This is a genomic window from Pantoea sp. JZ2 (genome assembly GCF_035191405.1).
GTDB lineage: Bacteria > Pseudomonadota > Gammaproteobacteria > Enterobacterales > Enterobacteriaceae > Pantoea > Pantoea stewartii.
This window is the reverse complement of sequence record NZ_CP045247.1, coordinates 3554770-3578660: the sequence shown is the minus strand read 5'-3', so window position 1 is coordinate 3578660 and position 23891 is coordinate 3554770. Positions and strand designations below refer to the sequence as shown.

The window sequence follows — 23891 nt, the reverse complement described above, 5'->3', positions numbered from 1 at the left end:
CTCTACAACACCGCTGTGACGTCCATCATCCCTTCGGTCTTGTGAAGAGGACCAGTATGCCCAGAATAATGTCGCCAATCACCCAAATGCCGCCAATAGCCATGACACCTAAACCGGCACCGATCGCAGCACCCGCTCTTTCCGCATCAGAAGCCGCGTTGTTGACCACCTCGCCGCTTCCACTTAATCCGGCAACAAGGCAGTAGATCATGAGAATGTTGAACAGGATGAAAGCCCATTTGATGACTTTGCCAAAGAACGAACGGCGTGGTTTTCTGAGCTGTTTGGCACATGACGGACAACGTAATGCTGAATCACTTACTTCCTTATGACACTCCGGGCAGCTGACTAAAGCCATAATCACTCCTTAATTTATGTGATTAACAGTTACAAATGGGCGGAATTTTATAAGATTTTTACGCATTGACAAGATTTATGTAGCTGTTTTTTATGGCGTTGCTTTGAGTGCCGTGCTTGTGCACGGGCGGCCTGGGGCAGAGGAAGAGCTGCCAACGTAAGCAACATAAGGGAAACAGGAATCAACGCGCGGTCTCTGAAGCCTGATGATGAGCAGGCTCAGACCTCAGAAACGGAGTGATGTGCGCTATAGTTTCTCAGGAAAGCGGGTCAACATAGTGAAATGAAACCAGGGTGATAAGGCAGAGGCTAAACAGGTAAACTGAGCATTAAGCCAGCAGCGTGCGAACGTTGTTTTCATCATCCCGCTAACTGTTAAGGGGAAGGGCAGGGAATCCATTATGAATATTAGTGCCGTAGCGAAAAAGACCGGACTGACCAGCAAGGCTATTCGTTTTTATGAGGAGAAGGGCGTCGTGACGCCCCCGTTGCGCGGGGATAATGGTTACCGGCATTACAATACGCATCATCTTGATGAGCTGAATCTGCTGCGCCAGGCGCGCCAGGTTGGCTTTACGCTGGATGAATGCCGCGAACTGGTTGCGCTGTTTAACGATCCTGAACGTCACAGCGCCGATGTGAAGGCACGTACGCTGCAAAAAGCCGATGAGATTGCTGCGCATATTGAAGAGTTGCACGCCATGCGCGCACGTTTGCTGGCGCTGGCGGCAGCCTGTCCGGGCAACGACAGTGCAGACTGCCCCATCATTAATGACCTGGCAGGTTGCTGCCGTCAGGCTGACGGCAAACGTGGCTGAATACGTAGCGTGATGCCTTCAACGGCCACGATGACCACTTCGGTTCCGGCAGGCAAATTGTGTTCGGCCTGAACGCGCCAGCTGCTGTCACCGATGCGCACATGTCCGATACCGTTTTGCAGCGTCTGTTCCAGCGTCAGGTGTAAACCAATCATCTGACTGCCGCGCTGATTCAGTGAACTGGGCTGCTGCTGACGTTCGCGGTAGCGCAGCCAGCGAGACCATAAAAATACGCTGACCAGTGTGAACAGGGCAAACAGCATCCCTTGTGCGGCCCAGTTCATGGGGAGAAACCAGACTACAAGGCCAACCAGCATCGCGGCCAGCCCGCTCCAGAGCAGATAACCACTGGTACCCAGCATCTCAGCCGCCAGCAGTAAGCCGCCCAGCGTCAGCCAGAATCCGTGCGGATGCGCCACAATTTCGCTGAGCATCAGCGCGTTGACTCGCTACGGGTTTCTTTTAACAACTCACTGATACCGCCAACGGCGCCCATCAGGCTGCTGGCATCCAGCGGCATCATCACCACTTTACTGTTGCTGGATTCGCCAATTTTTTGCAGCGCGTCGGTATATTTCTGCGCCACAAAGTAGTTCACGGCCTGGATATTGCCTGAGGCAATGGCGTCCGACACCATTTTTGTCGCACGGGCTTCCGCTTCGGCCTGGCGCTCACGCGCTTCTGCCTGAAGGAAAGCTGACGTTCTTTCCCCTTCCGCTTTCAAAATCTGGGCCTGTTTCTCTCCCTCCGCGCGCAAAATCTCTGCCTGACGCACGCCCTCCGCCGTTAAAATATCGGCACGTTTGGTGCGTTCGGCCTTCATTTGCGCATTCATAGCACCGATCAGCTCCTGCGGCGGCCGGACATCGCGGATTTCGATACGGGTGATTTTTACGCCCCAGGGATTGGTGGCTTCGTCCAGAATATGCAGCAGGCGCGTATTAATGCTGTCACGCTGGGACAGCATCTCGTCAAGTTCCATGCTGCCCAGTACGGTGCGCATATTGGTCATAGTGAGATTGAGGATAGCCAGTTCAAGATTACTGACTTCATAGGCAGCCCGTGCCGGATCGATAGCCTGAACAAAACAGACGGCGTCGATGGTCACGTTCGCATTATCTTTGGAGATGATCTCCTGGGAGGGAATATCCAGCACCCGTTCCATCATGTTGATCTTATGCCCGATACGATCCATGAAAGGCACGACCAGACTCAGGCCGGGCTGCAGTGTACGGGTATAACGACCAAAGCGTTCAACTGTCCACTGGTAACCTTGCGGCACAATTTTCACGCCGGACCAGACAATGACCAGTGCGACCAGAATAAGAACGGGAATAACCGTGAACATATAACCTCCGGGTTGTCAGCGTGACGGGCCAAGTCGTTCGGCCCGTTTTCTGCTTACCTCAGTAAAGCAGGGAGTAAAGCTGGCGGCGGTAGCGTGCAGCGAGGGCGTCGCCGGTGCCTAATGCAGCCAGAATCTCCTGCAACATTTTACGCGCCTGGCCATCTGCAGCATTCAGATCGCGCTTAATAAAGCTGAAGAGCAGTTCCAGCGCTTCTTCATTGCGTCCGACCTGATGCAGCTGAAGCGACAGTTTGGTTGCCAGTTCGGCGTTGTCCGGATCACTTTCCAGCTGCGACTGCAACTGCTGAATTTCTGGCGTGTCAGCGGCCTGTTTCAGCAGGTCGATCTGCGCGACCAGGCTTTGATAACGGGTGTCCTGATCCTGGAGGGGAACGGCCTTTAATACGGTTTCAGCTTCGTCGCTACGATTTAACGTAATCAGCACTTCTGCCAGCAGAAAGCCGATTTCGCTGTCTTTATTACTGAGCTGCCAGGCGTCTTTCAGCAGCGGCAGCGCGTCCAGCGGTTTGCCTTCCTGCATCAGCGCCATCGCCTGTTGGGCTTTTAGCTCTTCTTCGCGCGGCAGCACTTTTTCCAGCAGGGCGCGCACGGCCTCTTCTGGCTGCGGCCCCTGGAAGCCATCGACGGGCTGGCCATTCTGGAACAGGTAAACCGTGGGAATGGAGCGTAACCCAAACTGTGAGGCAACCCGTTGTTCCTTGTCACAATCCAGTCTGGCAAGAATAAACTGGCCTGCATATTCCTGCGCCAGGCGTTCCAGCAGTGGCGTCAGTTCCTGACAGTGTTGGCTGCGATCCGACCAAAAGTAGAACAGCACCGGAATCTGCATTGACTGCTCAAGGGTCTGATGCAGGTTGGATTCGTTAATGTCGATAATCGAAGCGTGTGGTGACATGACTAAGTCTCTTTGCAGAAAATGTTTAAAGAATATGGGGCCGACCGACCCGGCTTCAAGTTGTATTCGCGGATTCGCCTCACTGACTGCGAATTATGCGATCCAGTATCCAGCCAGGCAGCAGACGTTTCAACAGGCTCATGATATGCGCGACCAGCGTCACCGGATAACGCAGGCGAGGATGGTTGCTCTCCAGTGCGTGGCGCAGTTTGGGTAAAATGGCCTCAGGTGGTAATGTAAAACGTGCCGCAAGGCCCGGATTTTGCACCGGATTATCCTGCTCACCCTGAGTAACATTATCCGTGAAGCGGGTATGAATGGGGCCCGGTTCGATTAAACTGACACGCACGCCACTGGTATGCAGTTCCATACGTAACGCGTCGCTCCAGGCTTCCAGCGCGTATTTACTGGCCGCATAAGCGCCGCGGCCCGGCGTCGAAATAATGCCCAGCACCGAGCTGGTATTAATGATTCGGGCATTGCCCCAGGCCTTTAAGGCCGGGAGCAGGCGCAGGGTGAGCTGATGAGTGCCGAACACATTGCTGGAAAACTGCTTTTCCAGTTGCTGGCGCGTCAGGGTATTTAAGGGACCATAGGTGCCAAATCCCGCATTGTTAAACAGCGCAAACAGTCGGCCATGCGTCAGCGCCAGTACCCTGTCGGCAGCGCGATCAACGCTGTCAGGATCGTCCAGATCCAGTTGCAGCCCTGTGAATCCCAGGCTGTCCATCCGTGCAACATCGTCGGCTTTACGACAGGCTGCGATGACGTGATAGCCGCGTGCCAGCAGATCTTTGGCGGCGACCAGACCAATCCCGCTGGAGCAGCCCGTTATCAAAATGGTTTTTTGCATGCGTTACCTTTTTTGCACAACTACTGCTTAACTAAGGGAGCCAGCTCTTTTGCCATCAGGTCGGCGATAAACGGTTGGGCATCAGGATTGGGGTGAATCCCATCCTGCTGCATCCATTCCGGTTTCAAATAAACCTGCTCCATAAAAAAGGGCACTAAAGCAATGTCGTACTGTTTTGCCAGTTGCGGATAAATATCGCGGAAGGCATCAGTATAACGGCGGCCATAGTTCGCGGGTAAACGTATCTGCATCAGAATCGGTTTTGCCTTTGCGGCTTTCACCTGATCGATGATGGTGCCCAGCGTTTGCGCCACGTCTTTGGGAGGAAAGCCGCGCAGACCGTCATTACCGCCCAGTTCGATTAACACCCACTGCGGCTGATGTTGTTTTAATAGGGCAGGTAAGCGTGCCAGCCCTTGTGCGGCGGTATCGCCACTGATACTGGCATTCACGACGCTGGGCTGCTGCTGCCACTGTTTATTCAGCAGGCTGGGCCAGGCCTGACTGGCTGACATTTGATAGCCTGCGCTCAGGCTGTCACCCAGCACCAGCAACGTATCGGCCGCAGCAAGACGGGACACCAACAGACAGCACAATAACAGGAAAGGATAATGCCAGCGGAAAACATTCTTGAAGTTCATCATCTTACTAAGTCCGTGGGTCAGGGAGAGCATCAGTTAACCATCCTTACCGGAGTTGAGTTAGTTGTCAAACCAGCAGAAACGATAGCCCTGATTGGCGAGTCAGGATCCGGTAAATCTACCTTGCTGGGCATTCTGGCCGGGCTGGATGACGGCAGCGAAGGTGAAGTGCATCTGTTGGGGCAGCCGTTACATCACATGAACGAAGAACAGCGTGCCGCGTTGCGCGCGAAGCAGGTCGGGTTCGTGTTCCAGTCATTTATGCTGGTGCCCACGCTCAACGCGCTGGAAAACGTCCAGTTACCTGCACTGCTGCGCGGTGAGAGCGATCGGCAGAGTCGCGATCAGGCGCGCGATCTCCTGACGCAGTTAGGCCTGGCCGGGCGTTTACAGCATCTGCCTGCGCAGTTATCCGGCGGCGAACAACAACGCGTTGCGCTGGCGCGGGCGTTCAGCGGCCGTCCGGGGCTGCTGTTTGCCGATGAACCCACAGGCAATCTGGATCGCCACACCGGCGATCGCATTGCCGACCTGTTATTTTCCCTCAATCGCGATTTTGCCACGACGTTAATTCTGGTTACCCACGATGCGCAGCTGGCGGCGCGTTGTGACCGCCGTTTGCGTCTGCGCGAGGGAAAATTATGGGAGGAAAAATGATCTGGCGGTGGTTCTGGCGTGAGTGGCGCTCGCCCTCATTATTGATCGTCTGGCTGGCGTTAACGCTGGCTGTCGCCTGTGTGCTGGCGCTGGGATCGATTAGCGATCGCATGGAAAAGGGGCTGAGCCAGCAGAGCCGGGATTTTATGGCAGGCGATCGCACGTTGCGCAGCAGCACGGCTGCGCCGACGGCATGGCTGGATAAAGCCCGCGAAACGGGGTTGTCAGTCAGTCGACAGTTAAGCTTTATGACCATGACTTTTGCCGGTCAGACACCGCAGTTGGCTGCGGTGAAAGCCGTAGAAAACACTTATCCGATGTTTGGTGAGCTGAAAACGCAGCCGCCAGGCCTGAAGCCCCAGCCCGGTACCGCGCTGGCCGCGCCGCGTTTAATGGCACTGCTTAATCTGCACGTCGGCGATGAACTGGATGTGGGCGATACCACGCTACGTATTACGGGTGAGATTATCCAGGAGCCAGATGGCGGTTTTAATCCGTTTGAGATGGCCCCGCGTTTACTGATTAACCTGGCTGACGCGGATAAAACCGGCGCCATCCAGCCCGGCAGTCGCCTCACCTGGCGCTATAAATTCGCAGGCAAGCCTCAGCAACTGGACAGGTATGACCGCTGGATAACGCCACAGATTAAAACCGGGCAGCGCTGGATCAGTATTGAAAATTCGGAAGACGCGCTGGGCCGCTCCATGCAGCGTGCCCAGCAGTTTTTGCTGTTATCTGCTCTGTTAACGCTGATGCTCGCCATTGCCGCGGTGGCGGTCGCCATGAGTCACTACTGCCGCAGCCGCTACGATCTGGTGGCCGTGCTGAAAACGCTGGGTGCCACGCGCGGCGCGTTACAACGATTGATCATCGGTCAGTGGCTGGCGGTGTTGCTGCTGGCCGCCCTGGCCGGTGGCGCAGTCGGTCAGGTGGTTGAAGCCATCCTGATGGCGATGTTGAAACCGGTGCTGCCGGCGTCTCTGCCAGCGGCCAGCCTGTGGCCGTGGGTGTGGGCAATCGGTTCGCTGTTTATGATTTCCCTGCTGGTGGGATTACGTCCTTACCGCTTGCTGCTGGCGACACAGCCGTTACGCGTGTTGCGACGCGATGCCGTTGCCGCCGTCTGGCCGCTGAAAATCTATCTGCCCGCGATGGGCTTACTGGTGGTGGCGCTGCTGGCGGTACTGGTCGGCGGCAGCAAAATGCTCTGGGCACTGCTGGCGGGCGTGATGGTGCTGGCAGGGCTGCTGGCCCTGCTCGGCTGGGGCACATTACTGCTTCTGCGTCGTTTGTCCGTACGTAATCTGGCGCTGCGGCTTGCCATTAATCGTTTACTGCGTCAGCCTGCTATGACGCTGAGCCAGCTTGCCGCCTTTTCCCTGTCGTTTATGTTACTGGCGTTGCTGCTGGTGATGCGGGGTGATCTGCTGGATCGCTGGCAGCAGCAGTTGCCCGCAGACAGCCCGAACTTTTTCCTGCTCAACATCACGGCGGAGCAGATTCCGCAGGTGCGTGAGTTTCTGCAGTCGCATCAGGTTAAACCTGAAACCTTTTACCCGATTGCGCGCATGCGCCTGAGTGAGATTAACGGTCAGCCTGCCGATCCCGCACGGGACAACGCGCTGAACCGCGAACTGAATCTGACTGCGCTGGCAACGCTTCCCGATCATAATCCGCTTGTCGCGGGGAGCTGGCCGCCGAAAGCCGGAGAAGTGTCCATGGAGGTGGCGCTGGCCGATCGCCTGGGGGTAAAACCGGGCGACAGTTTGACCTTTGAGGGCGATACGCAGCGGTTCAGCGCCAAAATCACCAGTCTGCGAAAAGTGGACTGGGAAAGCCTGCGCCCCAATTTCTTCTTTATTTTTCCCCCCGGCGCGCTGGACAGCCAGCCGCTGACCTGGCTGACCAGTTTCCGTCTGGACAACCGTGCCGCATTACTGGCGCAGCTTAACCGCACATTTCCCACGCTGAGTCTGCTGGATATCGGCAGTATCCTGCGTCAGATTGGACAGGTTCTGACCCAGGTCAGCCAGGCACTGGAAATCATGGTGGTGCTGGTCACGGCCTGCGGTGTATTACTGCTCATGGCGCAGATTCAGGTGGGGATGCGCCAGCGCCGACAGGAGCTGGTCGTCTATCGCACGCTGGGCGCGGGCAAACGTCTGCTGCGCACTACGTTGTGGTGTGAATTTGCGCTGATTGGCGTCGTCTCGGGCATTGCGGCGGCGCTCGGTGCTGAGGCCGCACTCTGGGCATTGCAGCGTAAAATCTTTGATTTTCCGTGGCAACCCGACTGGACATTGTGGCTGGCCTTACCGCTGGGCGGCGCGCTCTTACTGTCGCTCTGTGGTGGCTGGCTGGGCGTGCGTTTGTTGAAAGGCAATGCGTTGTTCAGGACGTTTGACGCGACGTAAAACCGACCGGGCGCGATGATACTGCGCCCGGTCGTGAACAGATTTACAGCTTGGCTGCTGCCCAGCGAATACCGCTGGCATACCCGGCAGGTAACAGCGGCAACAAGGCCTGCAAGGCGGCAGCGAGACGGCTCTGGTCGCTGTCGGTCAGGTTGAGGTGACCGACTTTGCGTCCTTCACGCACCGCTTTGTCGTACCAGTGCAAATGCACCAGCGGCTGCTGGAGCCAGTCAGTATTTAACGCTGTGCCAATCAGGTTAACCATCACTGAGGGCGCAATGACCACGGGCTGTGGCAGAGCCAGACCCAGAATAGCGCGCAGGTGAAGTTCAAACTGACTGATTGAGGCCCCGTTCTGAGTCCAGTGCCCGCTGTTGTGAACGCGAGGCGCCAGTTCGTTAATCAGCAATCCCTGCGGCGTGACAAAGCATTCCATGGCCATGACGCCGACGTAGTTCAGCTCGTGCAGGATGGCGCTTAACATCGCCTCAGCCTGCTGTTGCTGCGCGGCATCTGCCTGCGGGAACGCAACGCTGGTACGCAGAATGCCTTCTTCATGCAGATTATGTGTCAGCGGATAAAATACGGTGCTGCCATCATGGCCGCGCGCGCCGACCAGCGACACTTCCCCCGAGAAGTTAATGCCTTGTTCGACAATGCATTCACCATAACAGTCGTCGGGTAACGTATCGGTTTCACCGGCACGTAACCGCCATTGACCACGACCGTCATAACCGCCCGTGCGGCGCTTAACAATAGCCAGTTCGCCCAACGTTTTGAAAACGTGCGGCCATTCACCTTTATCCGCCAGCAGTTGCCAGGGGGCAGTCGCCAGACTGAGCTGATCCAGCAGCTGTTTTTGCGTCAGACGGTCGGCCAGCCGCGGGAAGATATCGCGATTCACAAAGGCCGGGTGGCTCGCGAGTTCGCGCGTCAGTGCCGTCTCGGGCCAGCGTTCGATCTCAGCCGTAATCATGCTCCCGGCGATAGGCAGGGCAGCAGGGTCGGCATCCAGGCCAACCGGATGCACGGCAATGCCCATAGGCTCGCCCGCCTGACGTAACATACGGCCAAGCTGTCCGTTACCCAGTACGCAAACCGGCTTCATGCTTCCTCCCGCGGGTCCGGATTGTCCAGTACCTCATCGGTCTGTGACTGACGCCAGGCGGCCAGACGTGACGCCAGCGCGCTGTCATGAATCGCCAGAATCTGCGCCGCCAGCAGGGCTGCGTTAGCGGCGCCCGCTTTGCCAATGGCCAGCGTGCCGACCGGAATGCCGCGTGGCATTTGCACAATCGAGTAGAGGCTGTCGACGCCGCTCAGCGCGGCGCTCTGTACCGGCACACCGAGTACCGGCAGCAGGGTCTTGGCAGCCAGCATCCCTGGCAAATGCGCCGCGCCACCGGCACCGGCAATAATCACCTGAAAACCGTTGTCCGCTGCGGTTTCCGCAAAGCTAAACAGTTTATCCGGGGTACGGTGCGCTGACACCACTTCCACATGGAAGGGCACGTCCAGGCTGGTAAGGATTTCCGCAGCGAACTGCATGGTGGACCAGTCACTTTTGGAACCCATAACAACTGCGATGCGGGCCGGGGCGGCATTCGACGACATGCGGTCAACTCCTGTGAATAAAAACACACCTGACCAGGCGGACAGGTTTTGAAGGGCACAGAGAATACCATGAGAAAGGCGCAAGGAAAACGGTTGCGTCGGGCGGGTTAGCGTCAGACGATAAGCTTATCGCATCAGGAATGAATGCGGCCTGAGTGAGTCAACTCAGCTCACTGCAGAGCGGGGAAGGCAGGCGGCAGGGCGTGAACGCGTTTCACTATGCTGACCTGCCGTCCGTTCGCACAGTCCCCGGGTACCTTGCGCCGCTCGACGGGCCTCAGCGCAGATGTGCAACGCGATGTCACCGGACGACTAAAAATCGAAGTCGATGAGCTGGATGCCGTTTGCATCCAGTTGGATCATTGATCCCCGGCTGTGCCAGGCACCCAATACCGCGCGCTGTGCGGGGGCTCCGTTCAGCGACACATCATGGATGGCGGGGCGGTGCGTATGACCATGAATCAGTAAAGGCACCTGCTGACGTACCATCGCATCGACCACGGCCTGTTGATTGACATCCATAATCTCCAGCGACTTATGCTGGTTGGCCTGTTTACTGTTGGCGCGCATCCGTGCCGCAATCCGTTTACGAATAAACAGCGGCAGCGTCAGGAACAGACGTTGAATCCAGGGATTATGCACTTTCGCCCGGAACTGCAGATAACCCGCATCGTCGGTGCACAACGTATCGCCATGCATGATCAGAAGTCGGTGACCATAAAGCGTCAGAACCTGCTCCTCGGGCAATAAGGTCATGCCGCTGGTGCGGGCAAAGCGTTTGCCGATCAGAAAATCGCGGTTGCCGTGAATAAAAAAGACCGGCACGGGCAGGGCATGAAGGGCGCTGGCAACCTGTTGATGCAGCGGATTCGGATCGTCATCACCGATCCAGGCTTCGAACAGATCGCCCAGAATATAAAGCGCGTCGCAGTGAGGCGCTTCGCGCTGCAAAAAATGCAGAAAACCGGCGGTAATCGCCGGTTCTTCCTGACACAGATGGAGATCTGCGATAAACAGCGTGCGCGACATTACTCGCTAACGGTCACTTTCTGAATGATGACGTCATCTTTCGGTACGTCCTGATGCATACCGCTGCGACCAGTTGAAACCGCTTTGATTTTCTCTACCACGTCCATCCCTTCAACTACTTCAGCAAATACACAGTAACCCCAGCCCTGCAGGCTTTCGTCACGGAAGTTCAGGAAATCGTTGTCCGCCACGTTGATGAAGAACTGTGCGGTCGCAGAGTGCGGCGCAGAGGTACGGGCCATGGCCAGCGTGCCTTTGGTGTTTTTCAGACCGTTGTTGGCTTCGTTACGGATCTCTTCTTTGGTGGCTTTCTGCTTCATGCCAGGCTCAAAACCGCCGCCCTGAATCATAAAGCCGTTAATCACACGGTGGAAAATGGTGTTGTCGTAGAAACCTTCACGGCAGTAATCCAGGAAGTTCTTTACGGTTGCGGGCGCTTTGTCATCGAAGGTCTTGATCACGATATCGCCATGGTTAGTCTGGAAAGTTACCATTTTTTTCGTCCTGTAAAGGTTGTCGTCAGTAGCATAGGGTGTGCTTTTAAGCGCACACGCCTTTTTCTCGAACGTTCTTATATCATAATTTCCGATAATACGTCAGCCAGGCAGCGCAGTTGGCTTGCTTTGCGTCGCGTGACAGATAAAAATACGGCACAATAACAGGATACTCAAAACGGTGCGTTACGCACGCCTCACTACGGAAACCCCCAATGCTGAAGATTTACAACACCCTGAGTCGACAAAAAGAGGAATTCACCCCTATTCATGCTGGCAAAATCGGCATGTATGTCTGCGGCATCACGGTGTATGACCTCTGTCACATTGGGCACGGGCGCACGTTTGTGGCCTTCGACGTGGTCTCGCGCTATCTGCGCTACGTCGGTTATGACGTCAATTATGTGCGCAACATTACCGACATTGATGACAAAATCATCAAACGAGCCAACGAGAACGGCGAGAGCATCGAAACGCTGACCAACCGTATGATCGGCGAAATGCACAGCGACTTCGATGCGCTGGGGATTTTACCGCCGGATGTGGAGCCGCGTGCCACGCGCCATATTCCTGACATCATTGCGCTGGTAGAAACGCTGATTGCCCGCGGTCACGCCTATGTCGCGGATAACGGCGATGTCATGTTTGATGTCCTGAGCGATGTTAATTATGGCGCACTGTCGCGTCAGGATCTGGAGCAGCTACAGGCAGGTGCGCGTGTAGAGGTTGCCGACGTGAAACGTAACCCGATGGATTTCGTGCTGTGGAAAATGTCCAAAGCGGACGAACCTTCATGGCCATCGCCGTGGGGCAACGGTCGTCCGGGCTGGCACATTGAATGTTCGGCGATGAACTGCAAACAGCTGGGTGCGCACTTTGATATTCACGGTGGCGGTTCTGATCTGATGTTTCCCCATCATGAAAACGAAATCGCCCAGTCGACCTGTGCCCACGATGGTCCGTATGTGAATTACTGGATGCATTCCGGCATGGTGATGATTGACCGTGAAAAGATGTCGAAGTCACTGAACAACTTTTTCACCGTGCGCGATGTGCTACAGCATTATGATGCCGAAACCGTGCGTTACTTTCTGATGTCGGGCCACTATCGCAGCCAGCTAAATTATGGTGAAGATAACCTGAACCAGGCACGCGCCGCGCTGGAACGCCTTTACACCGCGCTGCGTCATACTGACCGCACCGTAGCGGCCAGCGGTGGCGAGGCGTTCGAAGCCCGTTTCCGCGAAGCAATGAACGACGATTTCAACACGCCAGAAGCCTATTCGGTGCTGTTTGATATGGCGCGTGAAGTGAATCGTCTGAAAGGTGAAGACATGACGGCCGCCAGTGCGCTGGCAGCAAAACTGCGTGAAATCGCCAATGTATTGGGGATTCTGCAACAGGAGCCGGAAGTGTTTTTGCAAAGCAGTGCCCAAGGCAATGACGATGAAGTGGCTGAAATTGAACACTGGGTCAAAGCCCGCGCCGATGCGCGTGCGGCGAAAGACTGGGCGCAGGCGGATGTGGCACGCGATAAGCTCAATGCGCTGGGCGTGATTGTGGAAGACGGCCCGCAGGGTTCCACCTGGCGACGTAAATAACACGCAACACAGGAGAGGGCGAGCAATCGCCCTTTTTTGTCGATGACGATAAAGCAGATTCACATTCGCGGTTTCCGTTCGGTACGCGATCTCACGCTTCCGCTGCACCCGCTCAACGTGGTGAGCGGTCCCAACGGCTGTGGTAAATCCAATCTTTATAAAGCGGTGCGGCTGCTGCACGAGGCGGCTAACGGACGGCTTGCGCTGGCGCTGGCCGAAGAGGGCGGGGGGCAAAAAGTGATGTGGGCGGGCGGATTGCGCCGTGGCGACCGCCGACATGATCCTAAGCGGCTCATCCTGGCCGTGACGATGGATGATATGGATTACCAGCTGGAAACCGGTTTTCCTGAACCGCTATCAACCAGCCTGTTTAACCTGGATCCGCTGGTTAAAGAAGAACGCATCTGGCTGAGTGGCCAGCAGCGCCGACCGTCTTCCTGCATTATGCAGCGCACTAATCAGACCGCCTTTCTGCATAACATCGACGGAGAGCGCGTCAGTTATGCTGGCGTACTGCATCCTGAAGAATCCCTGTTTGGACAACTGGGGGAGCCGCACCGCTATCCCGAACTTTCCCGGATGCGTGAACGCCTGAAAGCATGGCGCTTTTATCATGAGTTTGCCGTCTGGCCAGGTTCACCGATTCGTTCGCCGCAGATTGGCGTGCGCGCACCCGTTCTGGCCCATGATGGCAGTAATCTCGCCGCAGCATGGGCAACGATAGTGGAACGTGGGCATCATGAACTGTTGTATAAAGTGATGAAAACAGCCTTCCCGGACACTGAGTTTCAGGTGGATGTGCAGAACGGACGTTTTCAGATGCTGATGCAGCGCCAGGGCATTTTGCGCCCGCTGGAAAGCGCCGAATTTTCCGATGGTACGCTGCGCTTCCTGTGCCTGGTCGTGGCGCTGCTCAGCCCGCGCCCGCCTGCCTTTATGGCGCTGAACGAGCCTGAAAACAGCCTGCATGAGGATTTACTGCCTGCCCTTGCCGCCCTGATTGCCGAGGCCAGTCAGTTCAGTCAGTTATGGATCACCAGCCATTCGCCCCGGCTGGCGACGCTGATTGCACAACATGCAGAGGTCAGTCACATTGCGCTGGAGCAGGTTAACGGTGAGACGCGGATAGTGGGAGAGGCGCGGATTTAAGGTGCCCCACCTGGGGCACCAGCGGATCAGGCAACAACGGTAACGCGCTGCCCGGCAAACTCGACCGTTTGCCCCTGAAAGATTTTGCAGCGCTTACGGGTTTCGACTTCGCCGTCGACCCGCACCTCGCCGTCACCGATCGCCACTTTAGCCTGTGCACCGCTTTCTACCCAGCCTTCAAGTTTCAGCAGATCGCAGAGATCAACGTGGGGAAATTTGCCCAAAGAAAACGTAGCCATTATGCCTGCTCCCCATCATGAAACGCTTCGCATGCCTGCAAGGTATTTTGAATAAGTGTCGCCACGGTCATTGGCCCTACGCCACCCGGAACCGGGGTGATATAAGAAGCACGTTCAAAGGCAGCCTCATAATCCACATCCCCGACCACTTTGCCGCTTTCAAGACGGTTAATACCGACATCGATGACGATTGCGCCCGGTTTAATCCAGTCGCCCGGAATAAAATGGGGTTTACCGACCGCGACAATCAGCAGATCGGCGTGTTCAACATGGTGGCGCAGATCGCGGGTAAAACGGTGCGTGACGGTGGTTGTGCAGCCGGCTAACAGCAGTTCCATGCTCATGGGACGGCCCACAATGTTTGATGCACCGACAACCACCGCATTGAGCCCGTAAGCATCAATGTTGTAGCGCTCCAGCAGTGTCACAATGCCGCGCGGGGTGCACGGGCGCAGTTTTGGCGCACGCTGGCACAGGCGACCAACGTTATAGGGATGGAAACCATCAACATCTTTATCGGGCGTGATGCGCTCAAGCACTTTGACGTTATCAATGCCGGCTGGCAAAGGCAGTTGCACCAGAATGCCATCGATCGTGTTGTCGCTGTTCAGAGTATCAATCAGCTGCAGCAATTCCGCTTCACTGGTGGTGTCGGGCAGATCGTAAGAGCGGGAGATAAAGCCGACTTCTTCACAGGCGCGGCGTTTGCTGCCGACATAAATCTGTGAGGCAGGGTTCTCACCTACCAAAACTACGGCCAGACCCGGTGCACGTTTACCGGCGGCCAGGCGTTGTTTCACTTTTTCTGCAACCTCAAGCCGTACCTGCTGCGCAATCGTTTTACCGTCAATAATTTTTGCTGCCATCAGAGCGTAAATCCACTGTGTTGAGTTTGAATCGGGAATGGCGCCTATTTTGTCAGAAGCACGTCCGGCTGTCAGGTAGAGATTCTGACCACAGTGTGGTTACCGACATTTCGCCGTGACGAAAGTATGGGTTAACGCTTATGATGCCAGACAGAGAAATGAAGGGAAGACGTAATGATTTGGTTAATAATCGCCACTTTAGTTGTCGTGTTTGTTATAGGCTTCCAGCTGCTGACCGCCGGTTCACGCCATGCCGCGCAGGCGCTCAGTAAGCGTCTACAACTCCCGCCGGTTCACATCGAATCCATGCTTTCCCTGATGGGAAAGGAGGCGGCAAAAGAGTTTACCGACTACATCAGCGGTGATAATGAAGCACATCTGAATAATGGTGCGGCAGTGCTGGTAATCTGGCAGGTGATGATTGTCGATGGCAGCGATGAAAATCTCTGGCGCTGGCACGGCGCACTCAGCCGGGCAGGCTTTACCGCGACGATTTCCCGCCAGCAGTTGTTGCTGGCGTTGGGCTTTTTGCGCCAGCTGGAACCGGATAGTCATGAGCTCAATGCGCTACGCGAGCAATATAATACGCGCGTGACTCAGCAAGGCGTTGAGCTGGAAGGTGAAACTGCCGAGGTGAGTAACCTGGTGTCGCTGAGCGCCTGGCGAGACAAACATTAGCGAAAATTGGTCATTACCTGGGCACTCACCGCGTCGGCGCGGCAAAAACGTTGACGTAACAGCGTTCAACCGTATAATTCGACCCAACCTCTCCGCGCCCTTAGCTCAGCTGGATAGAGCACCGGCCTTCTAAGCCGTAGGTCACAGGTTCGAATCCTGTAGGGCGCGCCACTTTCTCTTCTTTTAACGTCTACCGAAGTCCATAAAATCCCAGCACTCAAGCCATTTTCCAATAATCCGGTTATCTCAACGTCTACAGCTATCTCTTGAAATCTACGCTCCTGTGGGGGTACATTTGGGGGTAACTTGCCGTTCAATGAAAAGAGATACCCCCAAATTGAAACTAAACGCCCGTACAGTGGACACTTCTAAGCCTAGAGAGAAGGCATATAAGCTTTCAGATGGCGGTGGCCTCTACCTCCTGGTGAACACTAACGGTGCGCGTTACTGGCGTATGAAATATCGTGTAGCTGGCAAAGAAAAGCTGCTGGCTATCGGAGTTTATCCGGACGTGTCTCTGGCTGAAGCCCGAATGAAAAGGGATGAGGCGAAAAAGATTCTGGCCTCTGGAGGAGATCCGGGAGAGGTCAAGCAGGCTGAGAAGCAGGCGAGAATCGAGGCCGTCAATAACAACTTTGAGGCTCTCGCTATCGAATGGCATGAGCATAAGCGTCCTGGTTGGTCCAAAGGGTACGCCGATGACATCTACGAATACCTCAGGAAGGATGTCTTCCCTTATATTGGAAAAAGAGCTGTAGCTGAGATTAAGCCAGCCGAAATGCTGGCCGTGCTTAAAAAGATGGAGCAGCGGGGCGTCCTTGATAAGCTGAAAAAGACCCGACAGGCTTGCCGCCAGATATTCACATACGCTGTGATAACGGGCAGAGCAGAGCATAACCCAGTTGTAGACCTGGCTGGTGCGCTCAAATCACCAAAGCAAAAACACTTCCCCCACCTTCTCTCGGATCAGATTGGCGGTTTTCTCCGTGCTCTCAACAATTATCCCGGCAGTACTGTCACGAGAAATGCCACCAAGCTATTGATGCTGTCAGGGACGCGCACCATTGAGCTTCGTGCTGCTGAATGGGATGAGATTGATTTAGAGAAAGGTGTCTGGCAGATCCCCGGAATAAGAATGAAAATGCGTCGCCCACACGTTGTTCCACTTTCCACTCAGGCTCAAGACTTGTTTAAAGAAATCCAGCAAATCACCGGTCGCGGGCGCTTTGTTTTTCCGGGCAGAAATGATGCTGGTAAGACAATGAGCGAGGCCAGTATCAATCAGGTCATAAAAAGGATTGGTTATGATGGCAAAGCGACGGGCCATGGCTTCCGCCACACTATGAGTACCATTCTTCATGAGCAGGGTTTTAACACTGCTTGGATTGAAGCACAATTGGCTCACGCTGATAAAAACTCAATTCGCGGCACCTATAACCATGCTCAGTATCTGGATGGTCGCAAGGAAATGCTTCAGTGGTATGCCGACTACATTGATGCGTTGGAGAAAGGTGAGAATTTAGTTCGTGATTTCATTGGAAAACGTTCTTAACTGGATGAATAGACAGTATTAGGTGAAGGTAGTAGACTTCAACAAAAGAACAAAGAATAGCCTATATCTAGGCTGATCCCTAAAAATCCGTACTCCTCTACGGGCTGGCATAGCCGCCAAATCAAGAGGGCGTGAGGTGGCGTATGATTAGAGCAACAAAAAAAGATTTAGCATGGTTCGACATAGACAGTTACGAATTTATTAATGAGATAACCCTTCTCAATTTTGTTGAAGAGTTAGAGTGGCGTGATTTCTTATATCGTAATGTCAGTGATGACTCATTGATTTTCCAAGAAGAGTACGACATAAAATATAATAGAATATTCAATGGTGATCCAAATCTTACTACGCTTAATAAAGATGAAAAGGAAATAGATGATTTTGTGAACAAGGTAAATAGTGAGTCACCTTCCTTATTAAATGATTACGGATGTTTACCACAGATTGATTCTAGCGAGGGAGTGAGCCCAATTTCCTTTTCGGAGCTTTCTATGTACTCCTATGCAGCAGAAAAACAAGGGTTTATCAAGAATGACGAAGACAATACTTATCTTAGAACTGACGCAATGCTGGCAAGCGTCGCAGGAAATTTAGATGATTGCTTTAGTGGAAGCGTCTTAGCTTCGATTAACCTGGATGACGCTACTGATGAGGAGATTCTCGCCAGCTTAAGACGGCTTTTGCCCTTATGGCGGCATCAACTATCACTTCCAGAACGTGAACATTTAGCTCAAAAAAAGATTGGGCTAAAAACACTTCAAAAGCTGATATCTAATAGAGTAATACCTATTCTCGACTTGATTATTTGGGGGAGTAGGTTTGGAAAAGAAGTATCCAATCCAATGATTTCAGCATTGGTATTCAGTGATGATCCGAAAGATACCCAAGCTATCAAAGAGTCTATAAGACCTTTTGCTATAGAAGCTATGTCCGAACAATACACTCGATTACTACGACTATACATCAACAAGGACAGAGAGATGGAAACCACCAGAATCACTGACTTGATGGGTAGAGTTCTGTAGTAACTAAAAGTCTACGAAATTACTTATCCCAATTTTATAGATTTCCGCTTTGGGAATTCCCCCAAGATTTTCGAAGCGGTAAAAAATTCTAGAAAACTTACTTATGTTATCCTCTATTGCCCGCAATTTATTTATCTAAACTCTGTTCCTGTCTACAGATGTCTATTTAAGAATATGGCAGTATATAGGAGTAAACATGTCTCAATCATTTATCCGCCTTCCAGAAGTTCAGCGACGTACTGGTTATAGCAAGGCATGGATTTACCGGCTATTAAAAGAACAGCGCTTTCCTCAATCTGTAAAGATTGGCAGCCGAGCAATCGCCTTTGTTGAAAGTGAAATCGATGAATGGATCGATCAGCGCATTGCCGAATCTCGCGTGAGCAGCGCTTAGATTTTACTCAATAAAGAACTTGCGTTTGTTTGCGTATTGATTGGTGAATAATGATCAATGTGTACCAATCGTATCAATCAATATTGATAGAGAGCATAAAAGTGAAATCGAATATTCCCTGCTCAGATAGCTATGGATTTACCCCAGAAGTTGAAAATGCACTAGCATATGTTAAACAGGCTGATGCTATTTTGTGCATCTGGTTGGATGGATTGAGCAATCATAATGAAGATGAAAGCTGCCGAGTGTCAGCAGTACAGACGCTCATCCACGAAGCGAAAACACAGTTGAATAATCTACTGACATTTAAGGATGAATGTTGAAACTTTTAAAATGCCAGTAGAATTATAACTCACCAGTTTATACAGCACCTATTGCCTGCTGAACAACTTTATAGCCGCATTTACGCGGCTTTCTTTTCTTCTGTATGGTTGCCGGCACAACTTGAGGTGCATCTGGTTTTGGAGCCACCACGCCGTTTCGCATGTGTCGCTTCTGATTCATTTGCCACACAATGCGCTGTGAGTAGTCGCGGCCATCATCGACTTTTACGCCGGTGTTAGTCAGTGCCTCCTGAGTTTCAGCTTTATCGATATCACGCATTCTCGTTGCCCTCCACAGTCGCGCCCATGTCCGAAACCATGCTTTCCCAAAATGAAATCCCTTTCGGGGTTAAAGATCCCTCGTCACTTAAACACTTGCCAAGCGTTGCCAGGCCGATAGCTTCCCAACCCCGATAGTTAACTTTGAGCGCCTCAAGGAAATAGCTGTCAATAAGCTGACGCATGCCAACAATGCCTCCGATGATATCCACTCTCAAAGGCTCGTCGTGAGCCATGGTATAGAAGTGATCCCCGCCGTTCTGCGCTTTGACGTGATGATAGAGTGCAGTGGCATAGCTGTTAGCCAGGGCATTGAGTCGGTAGTTTTTAGTCAACACTTTCATTTGGTCGCCTCCGGCGTGTAAGTGGCTTTATCGTGGCTGTACTCACCATTCCATGACTTTTTCATTGGCAGTTCGCCTTTCATGTAAAGTTGATAGAGTCGGTGACAGCCTTTTTCCAACAGCACAGGGGAGTAACGAGTAAAGGTTTCCATGCCGTGCGGAGTGACCTGCGTCTGATCTTCCGTCAGATATTTATCCCTGGCGTAACTAGCGACACGCCAGCGCGGGTCTTTTTCCGGATCACGCTGCTCGTTGAAAACCCAGTCACGCTCGAAAGCCCACCACATTATTTTGCTGATGTTGACGCCGTTCAGCCCTTTGCAGAAGGCCGGGATAGTCATTCCTTTGGTGAAATGCTTTTCAAGGCTCTCAACCGTTGCATTAAGGGTTTTGTTGGCAAGCTCCGCAGCTTCTGCTCGATCTTCTGCATCGATTACCATCAGGGCCAGTTCTTTTCGGCTGACCGGCGCAGCTATCGCCGATCGCTTAGTGAAATAAAAATCAACCAGGTCTTCGTGGTAGCCCCACGCCTGTTCTGTTTCGAGCATTTTGGCGTGATTAGCCGCGCCGCGTTCGGTCCAGAGGATAAGCTGACTTGCATATTTACTAACCAACCCTCTTAAAGAGGGGAGGCTTTTTAGCTCCTGCAGGTCGGGCCCATCAACTTTGAAGAAGTGCTTACCCTCTACGAAACGTGATTCATTGCGAGAAAAATTGTTATTGATCATCTTATCGGTAGCACCGTATCCAGCCGCCATTTGCTCAGTGGTTATTACGCGATGCCCGCGATACTCGACGACCTGCAGATCGCGAGCAGCCAGGGTTGTAAGTTCATTAGTCATTTTTGCTCTCCTGAAAAACGGCGGCATGCTGGTGTATTGCCTTTTTGAGTTTCTTCCCGTTGCACACCGAGCAGTAAAGCTCAGCGAGTTTAGGGGATATCCAGATATTTCCGGTTTCCTCGTCAACGCAATATTGTGCTGGCCCGTCTTTGATTATTTCCTGCACCATCTGCAGGGCGATAAATTCCTCAGGGGAGTAGATGCAGCTTTTCATCCGCTGATGTTTGGTCACAGGCACCTTGTGCCGCGACTCCGCCGAAAACACATTGACGTTATTCTGGTTTGCCATAATCAGCCCTCAGTGAATTACAGGGTTATCCTCATTTGCCGAATGGCTGTCTTTTAGCTTTCTAATAATTTCAATAAACATGTCGTCGAAAAAATCACTAAACCAGCAATAACCCTTAGCTTCTTTCTCCGCTTCGTTGCGGGCGTAAAACTGGTAAACAGAAATATATTTATCTTCGCTTTCTTCCAGAAAAGTTTTCTCAACGTGAACCTTTAACGCGCTCTCAAGAATGTTCTGATTAATGACAAATTTATAAATGCCACTTTTGAATATGTGCATATCGTTAACCTTGCCCCACCTTTCAGCGCATTCAATTAAATAGCGAAGGGCAACATTCGCCCTCATAGCTCCGCATACGCATTCAGACCATTCCTGCATTTCTTCTTTAGAAAGAGAACCCTCCCCATAGCGGTTCTTATCCAGCATCCACGCAGGAGGATTAAACGTACCGTTTGAGCGCTTAACCAAACTCTCCAGACGCTCAACCAATCTTGCTACGTTAGCTTTTTCGATGTCGTTCATTTCCTATCCTTCGCGCCGTATACGTTTCATGCGTCATTAACTGCCAGTCTTTGCCGCTATTCCGCGACAGCAGACGCCAACGCGGATTAACTGCCAGACTCAGGAAGCCGGTACTGCGAATGCGACAGGCGAATATCCGGCGCTTCCTGTATTGCGTTAATTTCTTCGTTGCCTGAACGATTACCCATTCAGGTGCTTTAAAGGTGGTCAGGCTCATTTATCTACCCGCTGATGAAAAGCCTGCTCTACAAGGTTCTCCAGCAGACCAGATATAAACTGGCTGCCAATCGTGGTTAACTTTTCATAACTGCGAGTCAGGCAGCGGCTGTAGTGAGAGCTGATCGTTATCTCTGCCTCATCGAGTGACGCACTGGCAAACGCTGGCTTTTCGAACGTTTTGATAAGCGCCTTTTTAAGGATTTCGGCGTCCAGTTCGAGAGTGGTCATGGAGCCATCAGGCAACTTCACAGGCTCCATATTTCCACGCGCCGACACCTCAGCCATCTTTGCGACAATTAAACGGTTACGGTTACGCTCAAGGATGTTGGTCATTTAGTTTCTGACTCCGATTCAAACTTGCTAAGAAGAATTGAAACCTTTCCGCTGAGGTCATAAGCCAGTCCGACTAACTCGTCATCCTTCGCACAACCTTCCGTGCCGTTTTCAAACATGGTTTGAAGAAGGGCGGTTAACTGACGGGCGCGAGATGCCGCGTTTAATACCTCTGAAATATCAACAGCGCTGGCTTTCATTTCTCCGACACCTCGGTCAGCAATGCGTTAATTTCGTTTTCAAGCACTTCAAAGGCGTACATTCCAGAGTTAGTTGCAACGCCTATAATTGAAACGATATCCGATGCATCTTTCTCGCTACTGTAATTACGATATGCAAATTCAAGAGCAGAGAAAGCATCGCAAATTTGACCGAGGCGTAATTTAATTTTTCTTGCTGATTCGTCTTTCATTTCTAAATCTCCGGGTTTAGATTGAGAGAGTCCCTAGCGGATTCGCTACGAATTAAGATTGTTTTTATTATTTTTTCTTTGATGGTGATTCTTTTTCTGCGCTCTGATAACCAGCCCAATAATTTGCAGTGTTACTAATTTTTGAAGTTGCTATGGCAAGGCCAGTAAGATCATTAATGATGCAAGCCAAGTTATTTATAGATTCTTGGGGGCTTTCAGTTTCATTCACTTCTAAAATTTTGAATGACAGAATTTCAATTGCTTCAATTATAGAAGCGGTTTTAGTTTCACAATCTGTAGCTACAGAACCGTAATCAATGCCGTTAGCATCACCCGTTGAAGGCTCATAGTTGGGAATGTCTACTACCTGATAAATCTTTTTGCTGGTCATCTCACTGGCTCCGTTGTTTGCCGATGAGTTGATAATAGAATATGCTATCAATTGATTCAATAGCATATTCTATTGATTGTGCTGATTTTGGAATAAGTAACTGATTTTTACAGTTTTATTTTTTTGTTTCGCTATTTTTATAGATAAAAAATGCAAAAAAACCGCCAGAAGGCGGTTTTTGCTAGTGCTTGGGCATTAAGTATTCTATTGGTTTTTCATAGCAGTTCGGATGTCCAGAACACTCTTCCTATGATTTCAACATCGCCAAGATTCCTTGTTTCGTCGGGATAATCTCGCTTGTTGTAACTGCGTATGCTTACGGTGTCTGGGCCAATCTGATACAGCATTTTTATTCGTTTCCAGCCGTTTTCGTTAATTGCATAAATTTTCCCATCAATGATTTTCTTGTCATCTACGTTTACTGCAACAGTTGCGCCGTCAAATATTCTTGGTTCCATACTGTCCCCCCTGACCGGGAAGCAAAGTACGCCACTGCCGTCAGTTCTGGCACCAACTCTAAGAAGAGTGGCTTTTGGGAATCTCAGTTTATAACCGTTATAATCTTCTTCTGACACGCTGCCATCCCCGCTGGCGAATTCAATATCCTTAAGAAATGGCACTTCAACTTCATCATTGCCTAATGCGGTTGAGGAGTTCCAAGTCCTAGTCTCCATCCACTCACTGTCAGGTGGCATATCAGAACGAGGGTCATGATGTTCTTTAAGGTTCACCCTCATCGAACCTTTACCGCTGGCTAACCATTCTGGGCTAACGTTCAACGCCATCGCAATATCAATTACTTTTGACGATCCGTTACCCTTTCCATTAGCAAGCCTCCATATCGTAGGTTGTGCCAAGCCTGATGCTTTAGCTAAAGCACCCTGACTAAGTCCCGCTTCCTGCATAGCAAGATTCAAGCGGTCTGCGAACGTAGTTTCATTTTTCATGCCCATAATATATAGACCCCGCTATCGCCTTTCAATACGCAAATAATAAGTCTCTCTATTGCTGGCTTCAATAGCATATGCTATTATAGTTTCAATCTGAGCATGGAGATAAGCATGAAAAATAAAACCGCCATTGAAACAGCTATCGAGGCAGCAGGTGGTGTTAATGCACTGGCCCGAGCTGTAGGGGTGAAGCAGCCATCGGTTTCACGCTGGAAGAAAGTAGGTGTTGTTGGCGTGGATTACGTCCTTGATGTTGCTGATTTTACAGGTGTGCCAGCGCATGAACTGCGCCCTGACAAGCCGAAATTGTTTCCTAAGCCTACTAATTAAAAATTTCATGAG

Annotated in this window: 34 protein-coding genes and 1 tRNA gene; 12 read left to right on the top strand and 23 right to left on the bottom strand. The window is 52.1% G+C overall.

The annotated features are described in order from the left end of the window. Positions 1-25: 25 nt before the first annotated feature. Entirely contained in the window at positions 26-358 is a 333-nt protein-coding gene (locus tag GC087_RS17340; RefSeq protein ID WP_033738713.1) for a seryl-tRNA synthetase class IIa, read from the bottom strand. A gap of 400 nt (positions 359-758) precedes the next feature. Between GC087_RS17340 and cueR the strand changes: the two genes are divergently transcribed. After that, the gene (cueR, locus tag GC087_RS17335) at positions 759-1175 is read left to right on the top strand and encodes a Cu(I)-responsive transcriptional regulator (RefSeq protein ID WP_006117867.1); all 417 of its coding nucleotides are present in this window, start codon (positions 759-761) and stop codon (positions 1173-1175) included. Here cueR and GC087_RS17330 read toward each other — a convergent pair. The 5 genes from GC087_RS17330 to tesA form a co-directional block, all read right to left on the bottom strand. Continuing rightward, positions 1151-1609 (bottom strand): NfeD family protein, encoded by a 459-nt coding sequence (locus GC087_RS17330; RefSeq protein ID WP_033738715.1) that lies wholly within the window; start codon positions 1607-1609, stop codon positions 1151-1153. The genes cueR and GC087_RS17330 overlap by 25 nt on opposite strands. After that, positions 1609-2523: an SPFH domain-containing protein gene (locus GC087_RS17325; RefSeq protein WP_006117865.1), complete on the bottom strand. Its 915-nt coding sequence runs from the start codon at positions 2521-2523 to the stop codon at positions 1609-1611. Before GC087_RS17325 ends, GC087_RS17330 begins: the two co-directional genes overlap by 1 nt. Before the next feature lie 58 nt (positions 2524-2581). Then, positions 2582-3439: a co-chaperone YbbN gene (locus tag GC087_RS17320; RefSeq protein ID WP_006117864.1), complete on the bottom strand. Its 858-nt coding sequence runs from the start codon at positions 3437-3439 to the stop codon at positions 2582-2584. 79 nt (positions 3440-3518) lie between these two features. Beyond that, positions 3519-4292 carry an SDR family oxidoreductase gene (locus GC087_RS17315; protein WP_033738720.1) on the bottom strand — a complete coding sequence of 258 codons (774 nt, stop codon included), beginning with the start codon at positions 4290-4292 and terminating at the stop codon, positions 3519-3521. 20 nt (positions 4293-4312) lie between these two features. Continuing rightward, positions 4313-4936 carry a multifunctional acyl-CoA thioesterase I/protease I/lysophospholipase L1 gene (tesA, locus tag GC087_RS17310; RefSeq protein WP_174250603.1) on the bottom strand — a complete coding sequence of 208 codons (624 nt, stop codon included), beginning with the start codon at positions 4934-4936 and terminating at the stop codon, positions 4313-4315. Between tesA and ybbA the strand changes: the two genes are divergently transcribed. Both ybbA and ybbP read left to right on the top strand, forming a co-directional pair. Next, complete coding sequence (ybbA, locus tag GC087_RS17305) at positions 4904-5590, top strand: putative ABC transporter ATP-binding protein YbbA (protein WP_058701138.1); 687 nt, start codon at positions 4904-4906, stop codon at positions 5588-5590. The genes tesA and ybbA overlap by 33 nt on opposite strands. After that, entirely contained in the window at positions 5587-8004 is a 2418-nt protein-coding gene (gene ybbP, locus GC087_RS17300) for a putative ABC transporter permease subunit YbbP (protein ID WP_282498974.1), read from the top strand. The genes ybbA and ybbP overlap by 4 nt, the downstream gene beginning before the upstream one ends. Before the next feature lie 43 nt (positions 8005-8047). Here ybbP and purK read toward each other — a convergent pair whose 3' ends face one another. The 4 genes from purK to ppiB form a co-directional block, all read right to left on the bottom strand. Then, positions 8048-9112 carry a 5-(carboxyamino)imidazole ribonucleotide synthase gene (gene purK / locus GC087_RS17295; RefSeq protein WP_058701136.1) on the bottom strand — a complete coding sequence of 355 codons (1065 nt, stop codon included), beginning with the start codon at positions 9110-9112 and terminating at the stop codon, positions 8048-8050. After that, positions 9109-9618 (bottom strand): 5-(carboxyamino)imidazole ribonucleotide mutase, encoded by a 510-nt coding sequence (purE, locus tag GC087_RS17290; RefSeq protein ID WP_006117858.1) that lies wholly within the window; start codon positions 9616-9618, stop codon positions 9109-9111. The genes purK and purE overlap by 4 nt, the downstream gene beginning before the upstream one ends. Before the next feature lie 312 nt (positions 9619-9930). Continuing rightward, positions 9931-10647 carry a UDP-2,3-diacylglucosamine diphosphatase gene (gene lpxH / locus GC087_RS17285; protein ID WP_033738726.1) on the bottom strand — a complete coding sequence of 239 codons (717 nt, stop codon included), beginning with the start codon at positions 10645-10647 and terminating at the stop codon, positions 9931-9933. Next, positions 10647-11141 (bottom strand): peptidylprolyl isomerase B, encoded by a 495-nt coding sequence (gene ppiB / locus GC087_RS17280; RefSeq protein WP_006117856.1) that lies wholly within the window; start codon positions 11139-11141, stop codon positions 10647-10649. Before ppiB ends, lpxH begins: the two co-directional genes overlap by 1 nt. A 215-nt stretch (positions 11142-11356) precedes the next feature. On the opposite strand from ppiB, the gene cysS reads away from it, so the two are divergent. Further along, positions 11357-12742 (top strand): cysteine--tRNA ligase, encoded by a 1386-nt coding sequence (gene cysS / locus GC087_RS17275; protein ID WP_058701135.1) that lies wholly within the window; start codon positions 11357-11359, stop codon positions 12740-12742. Between the two features lie 42 nt (positions 12743-12784). Continuing rightward, the gene (locus GC087_RS17270; RefSeq protein ID WP_058701134.1) at positions 12785-13891 is read left to right on the top strand and encodes an AAA family ATPase; all 1107 of its coding nucleotides are present in this window, start codon (positions 12785-12787) and stop codon (positions 13889-13891) included. A gap of 26 nt (positions 13892-13917) precedes the next feature. Here GC087_RS17270 and ybcJ read toward each other — a convergent pair whose 3' ends face one another. Together ybcJ and folD are read right to left on the bottom strand one after the other, a co-directional pair. Continuing rightward, positions 13918-14130: a ribosome-associated protein YbcJ gene (gene ybcJ / locus GC087_RS17265; RefSeq protein ID WP_006117853.1), complete on the bottom strand. Its 213-nt coding sequence runs from the start codon at positions 14128-14130 to the stop codon at positions 13918-13920. Beyond that, a complete protein-coding gene (folD, locus tag GC087_RS17260; RefSeq protein WP_006117852.1) occupies positions 14130-14996 on the bottom strand; it encodes a bifunctional methylenetetrahydrofolate dehydrogenase/methenyltetrahydrofolate cyclohydrolase FolD in 867 nt (288 codons plus the stop codon). Before folD ends, ybcJ begins: the two co-directional genes overlap by 1 nt. A 174-nt stretch (positions 14997-15170) precedes the next feature. Here folD and GC087_RS17255 point away from each other — a divergent pair, with 174 nt between their 5' ends. The 6 genes from GC087_RS17255 to GC087_RS17230 all read left to right on the top strand — a co-directional run bounded on the left by GC087_RS17255 (position 15171) and on the right by GC087_RS17230 (position 18968). Beyond that, positions 15171-15674: a DUF1198 family protein gene (locus GC087_RS17255; protein ID WP_054634384.1), complete on the top strand. Its 504-nt coding sequence runs from the start codon at positions 15171-15173 to the stop codon at positions 15672-15674. 94 nt (positions 15675-15768) lie between these two features. Next, a tRNA-Arg gene (locus GC087_RS17250) sits at positions 15769-15845 on the top strand. A gap of 166 nt (positions 15846-16011) precedes the next feature. Beyond that, complete coding sequence (locus tag GC087_RS17245; protein WP_324030658.1) at positions 16012-17226, top strand: tyrosine-type recombinase/integrase; 1215 nt, start codon at positions 16012-16014, stop codon at positions 17224-17226. 143 nt (positions 17227-17369) lie between these two features. Further along, complete coding sequence (locus GC087_RS17240; protein ID WP_324028851.1) at positions 17370-18251, top strand: DUF6387 family protein; 882 nt, start codon at positions 17370-17372, stop codon at positions 18249-18251. Positions 18252-18447: 196 nt separating this feature from the next. Then, positions 18448-18645 carry a helix-turn-helix transcriptional regulator gene (locus GC087_RS17235; protein WP_022622636.1) on the top strand — a complete coding sequence of 66 codons (198 nt, stop codon included), beginning with the start codon at positions 18448-18450 and terminating at the stop codon, positions 18643-18645. 101 nt (positions 18646-18746) lie between these two features. Beyond that, positions 18747-18968, top strand: coding sequence for a hypothetical protein (locus GC087_RS17230; protein ID WP_324028849.1), 222 nt, complete (start codon positions 18747-18749; stop codon positions 18966-18968). A gap of 37 nt (positions 18969-19005) precedes the next feature. Here the strand turns inward: GC087_RS17230 and GC087_RS17225 are convergent, their stop codons facing one another. The 11 genes from GC087_RS17225 to GC087_RS17175 form a co-directional block, all read right to left on the bottom strand. Next, positions 19006-19248 carry a hypothetical protein gene (locus GC087_RS17225; RefSeq protein WP_324028847.1) on the bottom strand — a complete coding sequence of 81 codons (243 nt, stop codon included), beginning with the start codon at positions 19246-19248 and terminating at the stop codon, positions 19006-19008. Then, a complete protein-coding gene (locus GC087_RS17220; protein ID WP_324030656.1) occupies positions 19241-19585 on the bottom strand; it encodes a hypothetical protein in 345 nt (114 codons plus the stop codon). Before GC087_RS17220 ends, GC087_RS17225 begins: the two co-directional genes overlap by 8 nt. Before the next feature lie 2 nt (positions 19586-19587). After that, the gene (locus GC087_RS17215; RefSeq protein WP_324028846.1) at positions 19588-20433 is read right to left on the bottom strand and encodes an ORF6N domain-containing protein; all 846 of its coding nucleotides are present in this window, start codon (positions 20431-20433) and stop codon (positions 19588-19590) included. Beyond that, complete coding sequence (locus GC087_RS17210; protein WP_324028844.1) at positions 20426-20665, bottom strand: hypothetical protein; 240 nt, start codon at positions 20663-20665, stop codon at positions 20426-20428. Before GC087_RS17210 ends, GC087_RS17215 begins: the two co-directional genes overlap by 8 nt. Before the next feature lie 66 nt (positions 20666-20731). Next, positions 20732-21244: a hypothetical protein gene (locus tag GC087_RS17205; RefSeq protein WP_324028842.1), complete on the bottom strand. Its 513-nt coding sequence runs from the start codon at positions 21242-21244 to the stop codon at positions 20732-20734. After that, a complete protein-coding gene (locus GC087_RS17200) occupies positions 21222-21461 on the bottom strand; it encodes a ParE family toxin-like protein (RefSeq protein ID WP_324028840.1) in 240 nt (79 codons plus the stop codon). The genes GC087_RS17205 and GC087_RS17200 overlap by 23 nt, the downstream gene beginning before the upstream one ends. Next, positions 21458-21796, bottom strand: coding sequence for a hypothetical protein (locus GC087_RS17195; protein WP_324028838.1), 339 nt, complete (start codon positions 21794-21796; stop codon positions 21458-21460). The genes GC087_RS17200 and GC087_RS17195 overlap by 4 nt, the downstream gene beginning before the upstream one ends. After that, positions 21793-21996, bottom strand: coding sequence for a hypothetical protein (locus GC087_RS17190; protein WP_324028836.1), 204 nt, complete (start codon positions 21994-21996; stop codon positions 21793-21795). Before GC087_RS17190 ends, GC087_RS17195 begins: the two co-directional genes overlap by 4 nt. After that, entirely contained in the window at positions 21993-22208 is a 216-nt protein-coding gene (locus tag GC087_RS17185) for a hypothetical protein (protein WP_324028834.1), read from the bottom strand. The genes GC087_RS17190 and GC087_RS17185 overlap by 4 nt, the downstream gene beginning before the upstream one ends. Before the next feature lie 67 nt (positions 22209-22275). Beyond that, positions 22276-22599: a hypothetical protein gene (locus GC087_RS17180; RefSeq protein ID WP_324028832.1), complete on the bottom strand. Its 324-nt coding sequence runs from the start codon at positions 22597-22599 to the stop codon at positions 22276-22278. A gap of 215 nt (positions 22600-22814) precedes the next feature. Further along, entirely contained in the window at positions 22815-23552 is a 738-nt protein-coding gene (locus tag GC087_RS17175) for an XRE family transcriptional regulator (protein ID WP_416383421.1), read from the bottom strand. A 108-nt stretch (positions 23553-23660) separates the two neighbouring features. Between GC087_RS17175 and GC087_RS17170 the strand changes: the two genes are divergently transcribed. After that, a complete protein-coding gene (locus tag GC087_RS17170) occupies positions 23661-23879 on the top strand; it encodes a transcriptional regulator (RefSeq protein WP_324028831.1) in 219 nt (72 codons plus the stop codon). Positions 23880-23891 lie beyond the last annotated feature (12 nt).

Bases quoted from the DNA above. Each gene is read 5' to 3' on its own strand.
- purK (WP_058701136.1), bottom strand. From the start codon at position 9,112: ATGAAGCCGGTTTGCGTACTGGGTAACGGACAGCTTGGCCGTATGTTA.
- tesA (WP_174250603.1), bottom strand. From the start codon at position 4,936: ATGATGAACTTCAAGAATGTTTTCCGCTGGCATTATCCTTTCCTGTTA.
- GC087_RS17195 (WP_324028838.1), bottom strand. From the start codon at position 21,796: ATGACCAACATCCTTGAGCGTAACCGTAACCGTTTAATTGTCGCAAAG.
- cysS (WP_058701135.1), top strand. From the start codon at position 11,357: ATGCTGAAGATTTACAACACCCTGAGTCGACAAAAAGAGGAATTCACC.
- GC087_RS17235 (WP_022622636.1), top strand. From the start codon at position 18,448: ATGTCTCAATCATTTATCCGCCTTCCAGAAGTTCAGCGACGTACTGGT.
- cueR (WP_006117867.1), top strand. From the start codon at position 759: ATGAATATTAGTGCCGTAGCGAAAAAGACCGGACTGACCAGCAAGGCT.
- GC087_RS17240 (WP_324028851.1), top strand. From the start codon at position 17,370: ATGATTAGAGCAACAAAAAAAGATTTAGCATGGTTCGACATAGACAGT.
- ybcJ (WP_006117853.1), bottom strand. From the start codon at position 14,130: ATGGCTACGTTTTCTTTGGGCAAATTTCCCCACGTTGATCTCTGCGAT.
- lpxH (WP_033738726.1), bottom strand. From the start codon at position 10,647: ATGTCGCGCACGCTGTTTATCGCAGATCTCCATCTGTGTCAGGAAGAA.
- GC087_RS17255 (WP_054634384.1), top strand. From the start codon at position 15,171: ATGATTTGGTTAATAATCGCCACTTTAGTTGTCGTGTTTGTTATAGGC.
- GC087_RS17185 (WP_324028834.1), bottom strand. From the start codon at position 22,208: ATGAAAGACGAATCAGCAAGAAAAATTAAATTACGCCTCGGTCAAATT.
- GC087_RS17215 (WP_324028846.1), bottom strand. From the start codon at position 20,433: ATGACTAATGAACTTACAACCCTGGCTGCTCGCGATCTGCAGGTCGTC.
- GC087_RS17315 (WP_033738720.1), bottom strand. From the start codon at position 4,292: ATGCAAAAAACCATTTTGATAACGGGCTGCTCCAGCGGGATTGGTCTG.
- ppiB (WP_006117856.1), bottom strand. From the start codon at position 11,141: ATGGTAACTTTCCAGACTAACCATGGCGATATCGTGATCAAGACCTTC.
- purE (WP_006117858.1), bottom strand. From the start codon at position 9,618: ATGTCGTCGAATGCCGCCCCGGCCCGCATCGCAGTTGTTATGGGTTCC.
- GC087_RS17330 (WP_033738715.1), bottom strand. From the start codon at position 1,609: ATGCTCAGCGAAATTGTGGCGCATCCGCACGGATTCTGGCTGACGCTG.
- GC087_RS17225 (WP_324028847.1), bottom strand. From the start codon at position 19,248: ATGCGTGATATCGATAAAGCTGAAACTCAGGAGGCACTGACTAACACC.
- ybbP (WP_282498974.1), top strand. From the start codon at position 5,587: ATGATCTGGCGGTGGTTCTGGCGTGAGTGGCGCTCGCCCTCATTATTG.
- folD (WP_006117852.1), bottom strand. From the start codon at position 14,996: ATGGCAGCAAAAATTATTGACGGTAAAACGATTGCGCAGCAGGTACGG.
- GC087_RS17325 (WP_006117865.1), bottom strand. From the start codon at position 2,523: ATGTTCACGGTTATTCCCGTTCTTATTCTGGTCGCACTGGTCATTGTC.
- GC087_RS17205 (WP_324028842.1), bottom strand. From the start codon at position 21,244: ATGAACGACATCGAAAAAGCTAACGTAGCAAGATTGGTTGAGCGTCTG.
- GC087_RS17180 (WP_324028832.1), bottom strand. From the start codon at position 22,599: ATGACCAGCAAAAAGATTTATCAGGTAGTAGACATTCCCAACTATGAG.
- GC087_RS17340 (WP_033738713.1), bottom strand. From the start codon at position 358: ATGGCTTTAGTCAGCTGCCCGGAGTGTCATAAGGAAGTAAGTGATTCA.
- GC087_RS17320 (WP_006117864.1), bottom strand. From the start codon at position 3,439: ATGTCACCACACGCTTCGATTATCGACATTAACGAATCCAACCTGCAT.
- GC087_RS17200 (WP_324028840.1), bottom strand. From the start codon at position 21,461: ATGAGCCTGACCACCTTTAAAGCACCTGAATGGGTAATCGTTCAGGCA.
- GC087_RS17190 (WP_324028836.1), bottom strand. From the start codon at position 21,996: ATGAAAGCCAGCGCTGTTGATATTTCAGAGGTATTAAACGCGGCATCT.
- GC087_RS17270 (WP_058701134.1), top strand. From the start codon at position 12,785: ATGACGATAAAGCAGATTCACATTCGCGGTTTCCGTTCGGTACGCGAT.
- GC087_RS17175 (WP_416383421.1), bottom strand. From the start codon at position 23,552: ATGGGCATGAAAAATGAAACTACGTTCGCAGACCGCTTGAATCTTGCT.
- GC087_RS17170 (WP_324028831.1), top strand. From the start codon at position 23,661: ATGAAAAATAAAACCGCCATTGAAACAGCTATCGAGGCAGCAGGTGGT.
- ybbA (WP_058701138.1), top strand. From the start codon at position 4,904: ATGCCAGCGGAAAACATTCTTGAAGTTCATCATCTTACTAAGTCCGTG.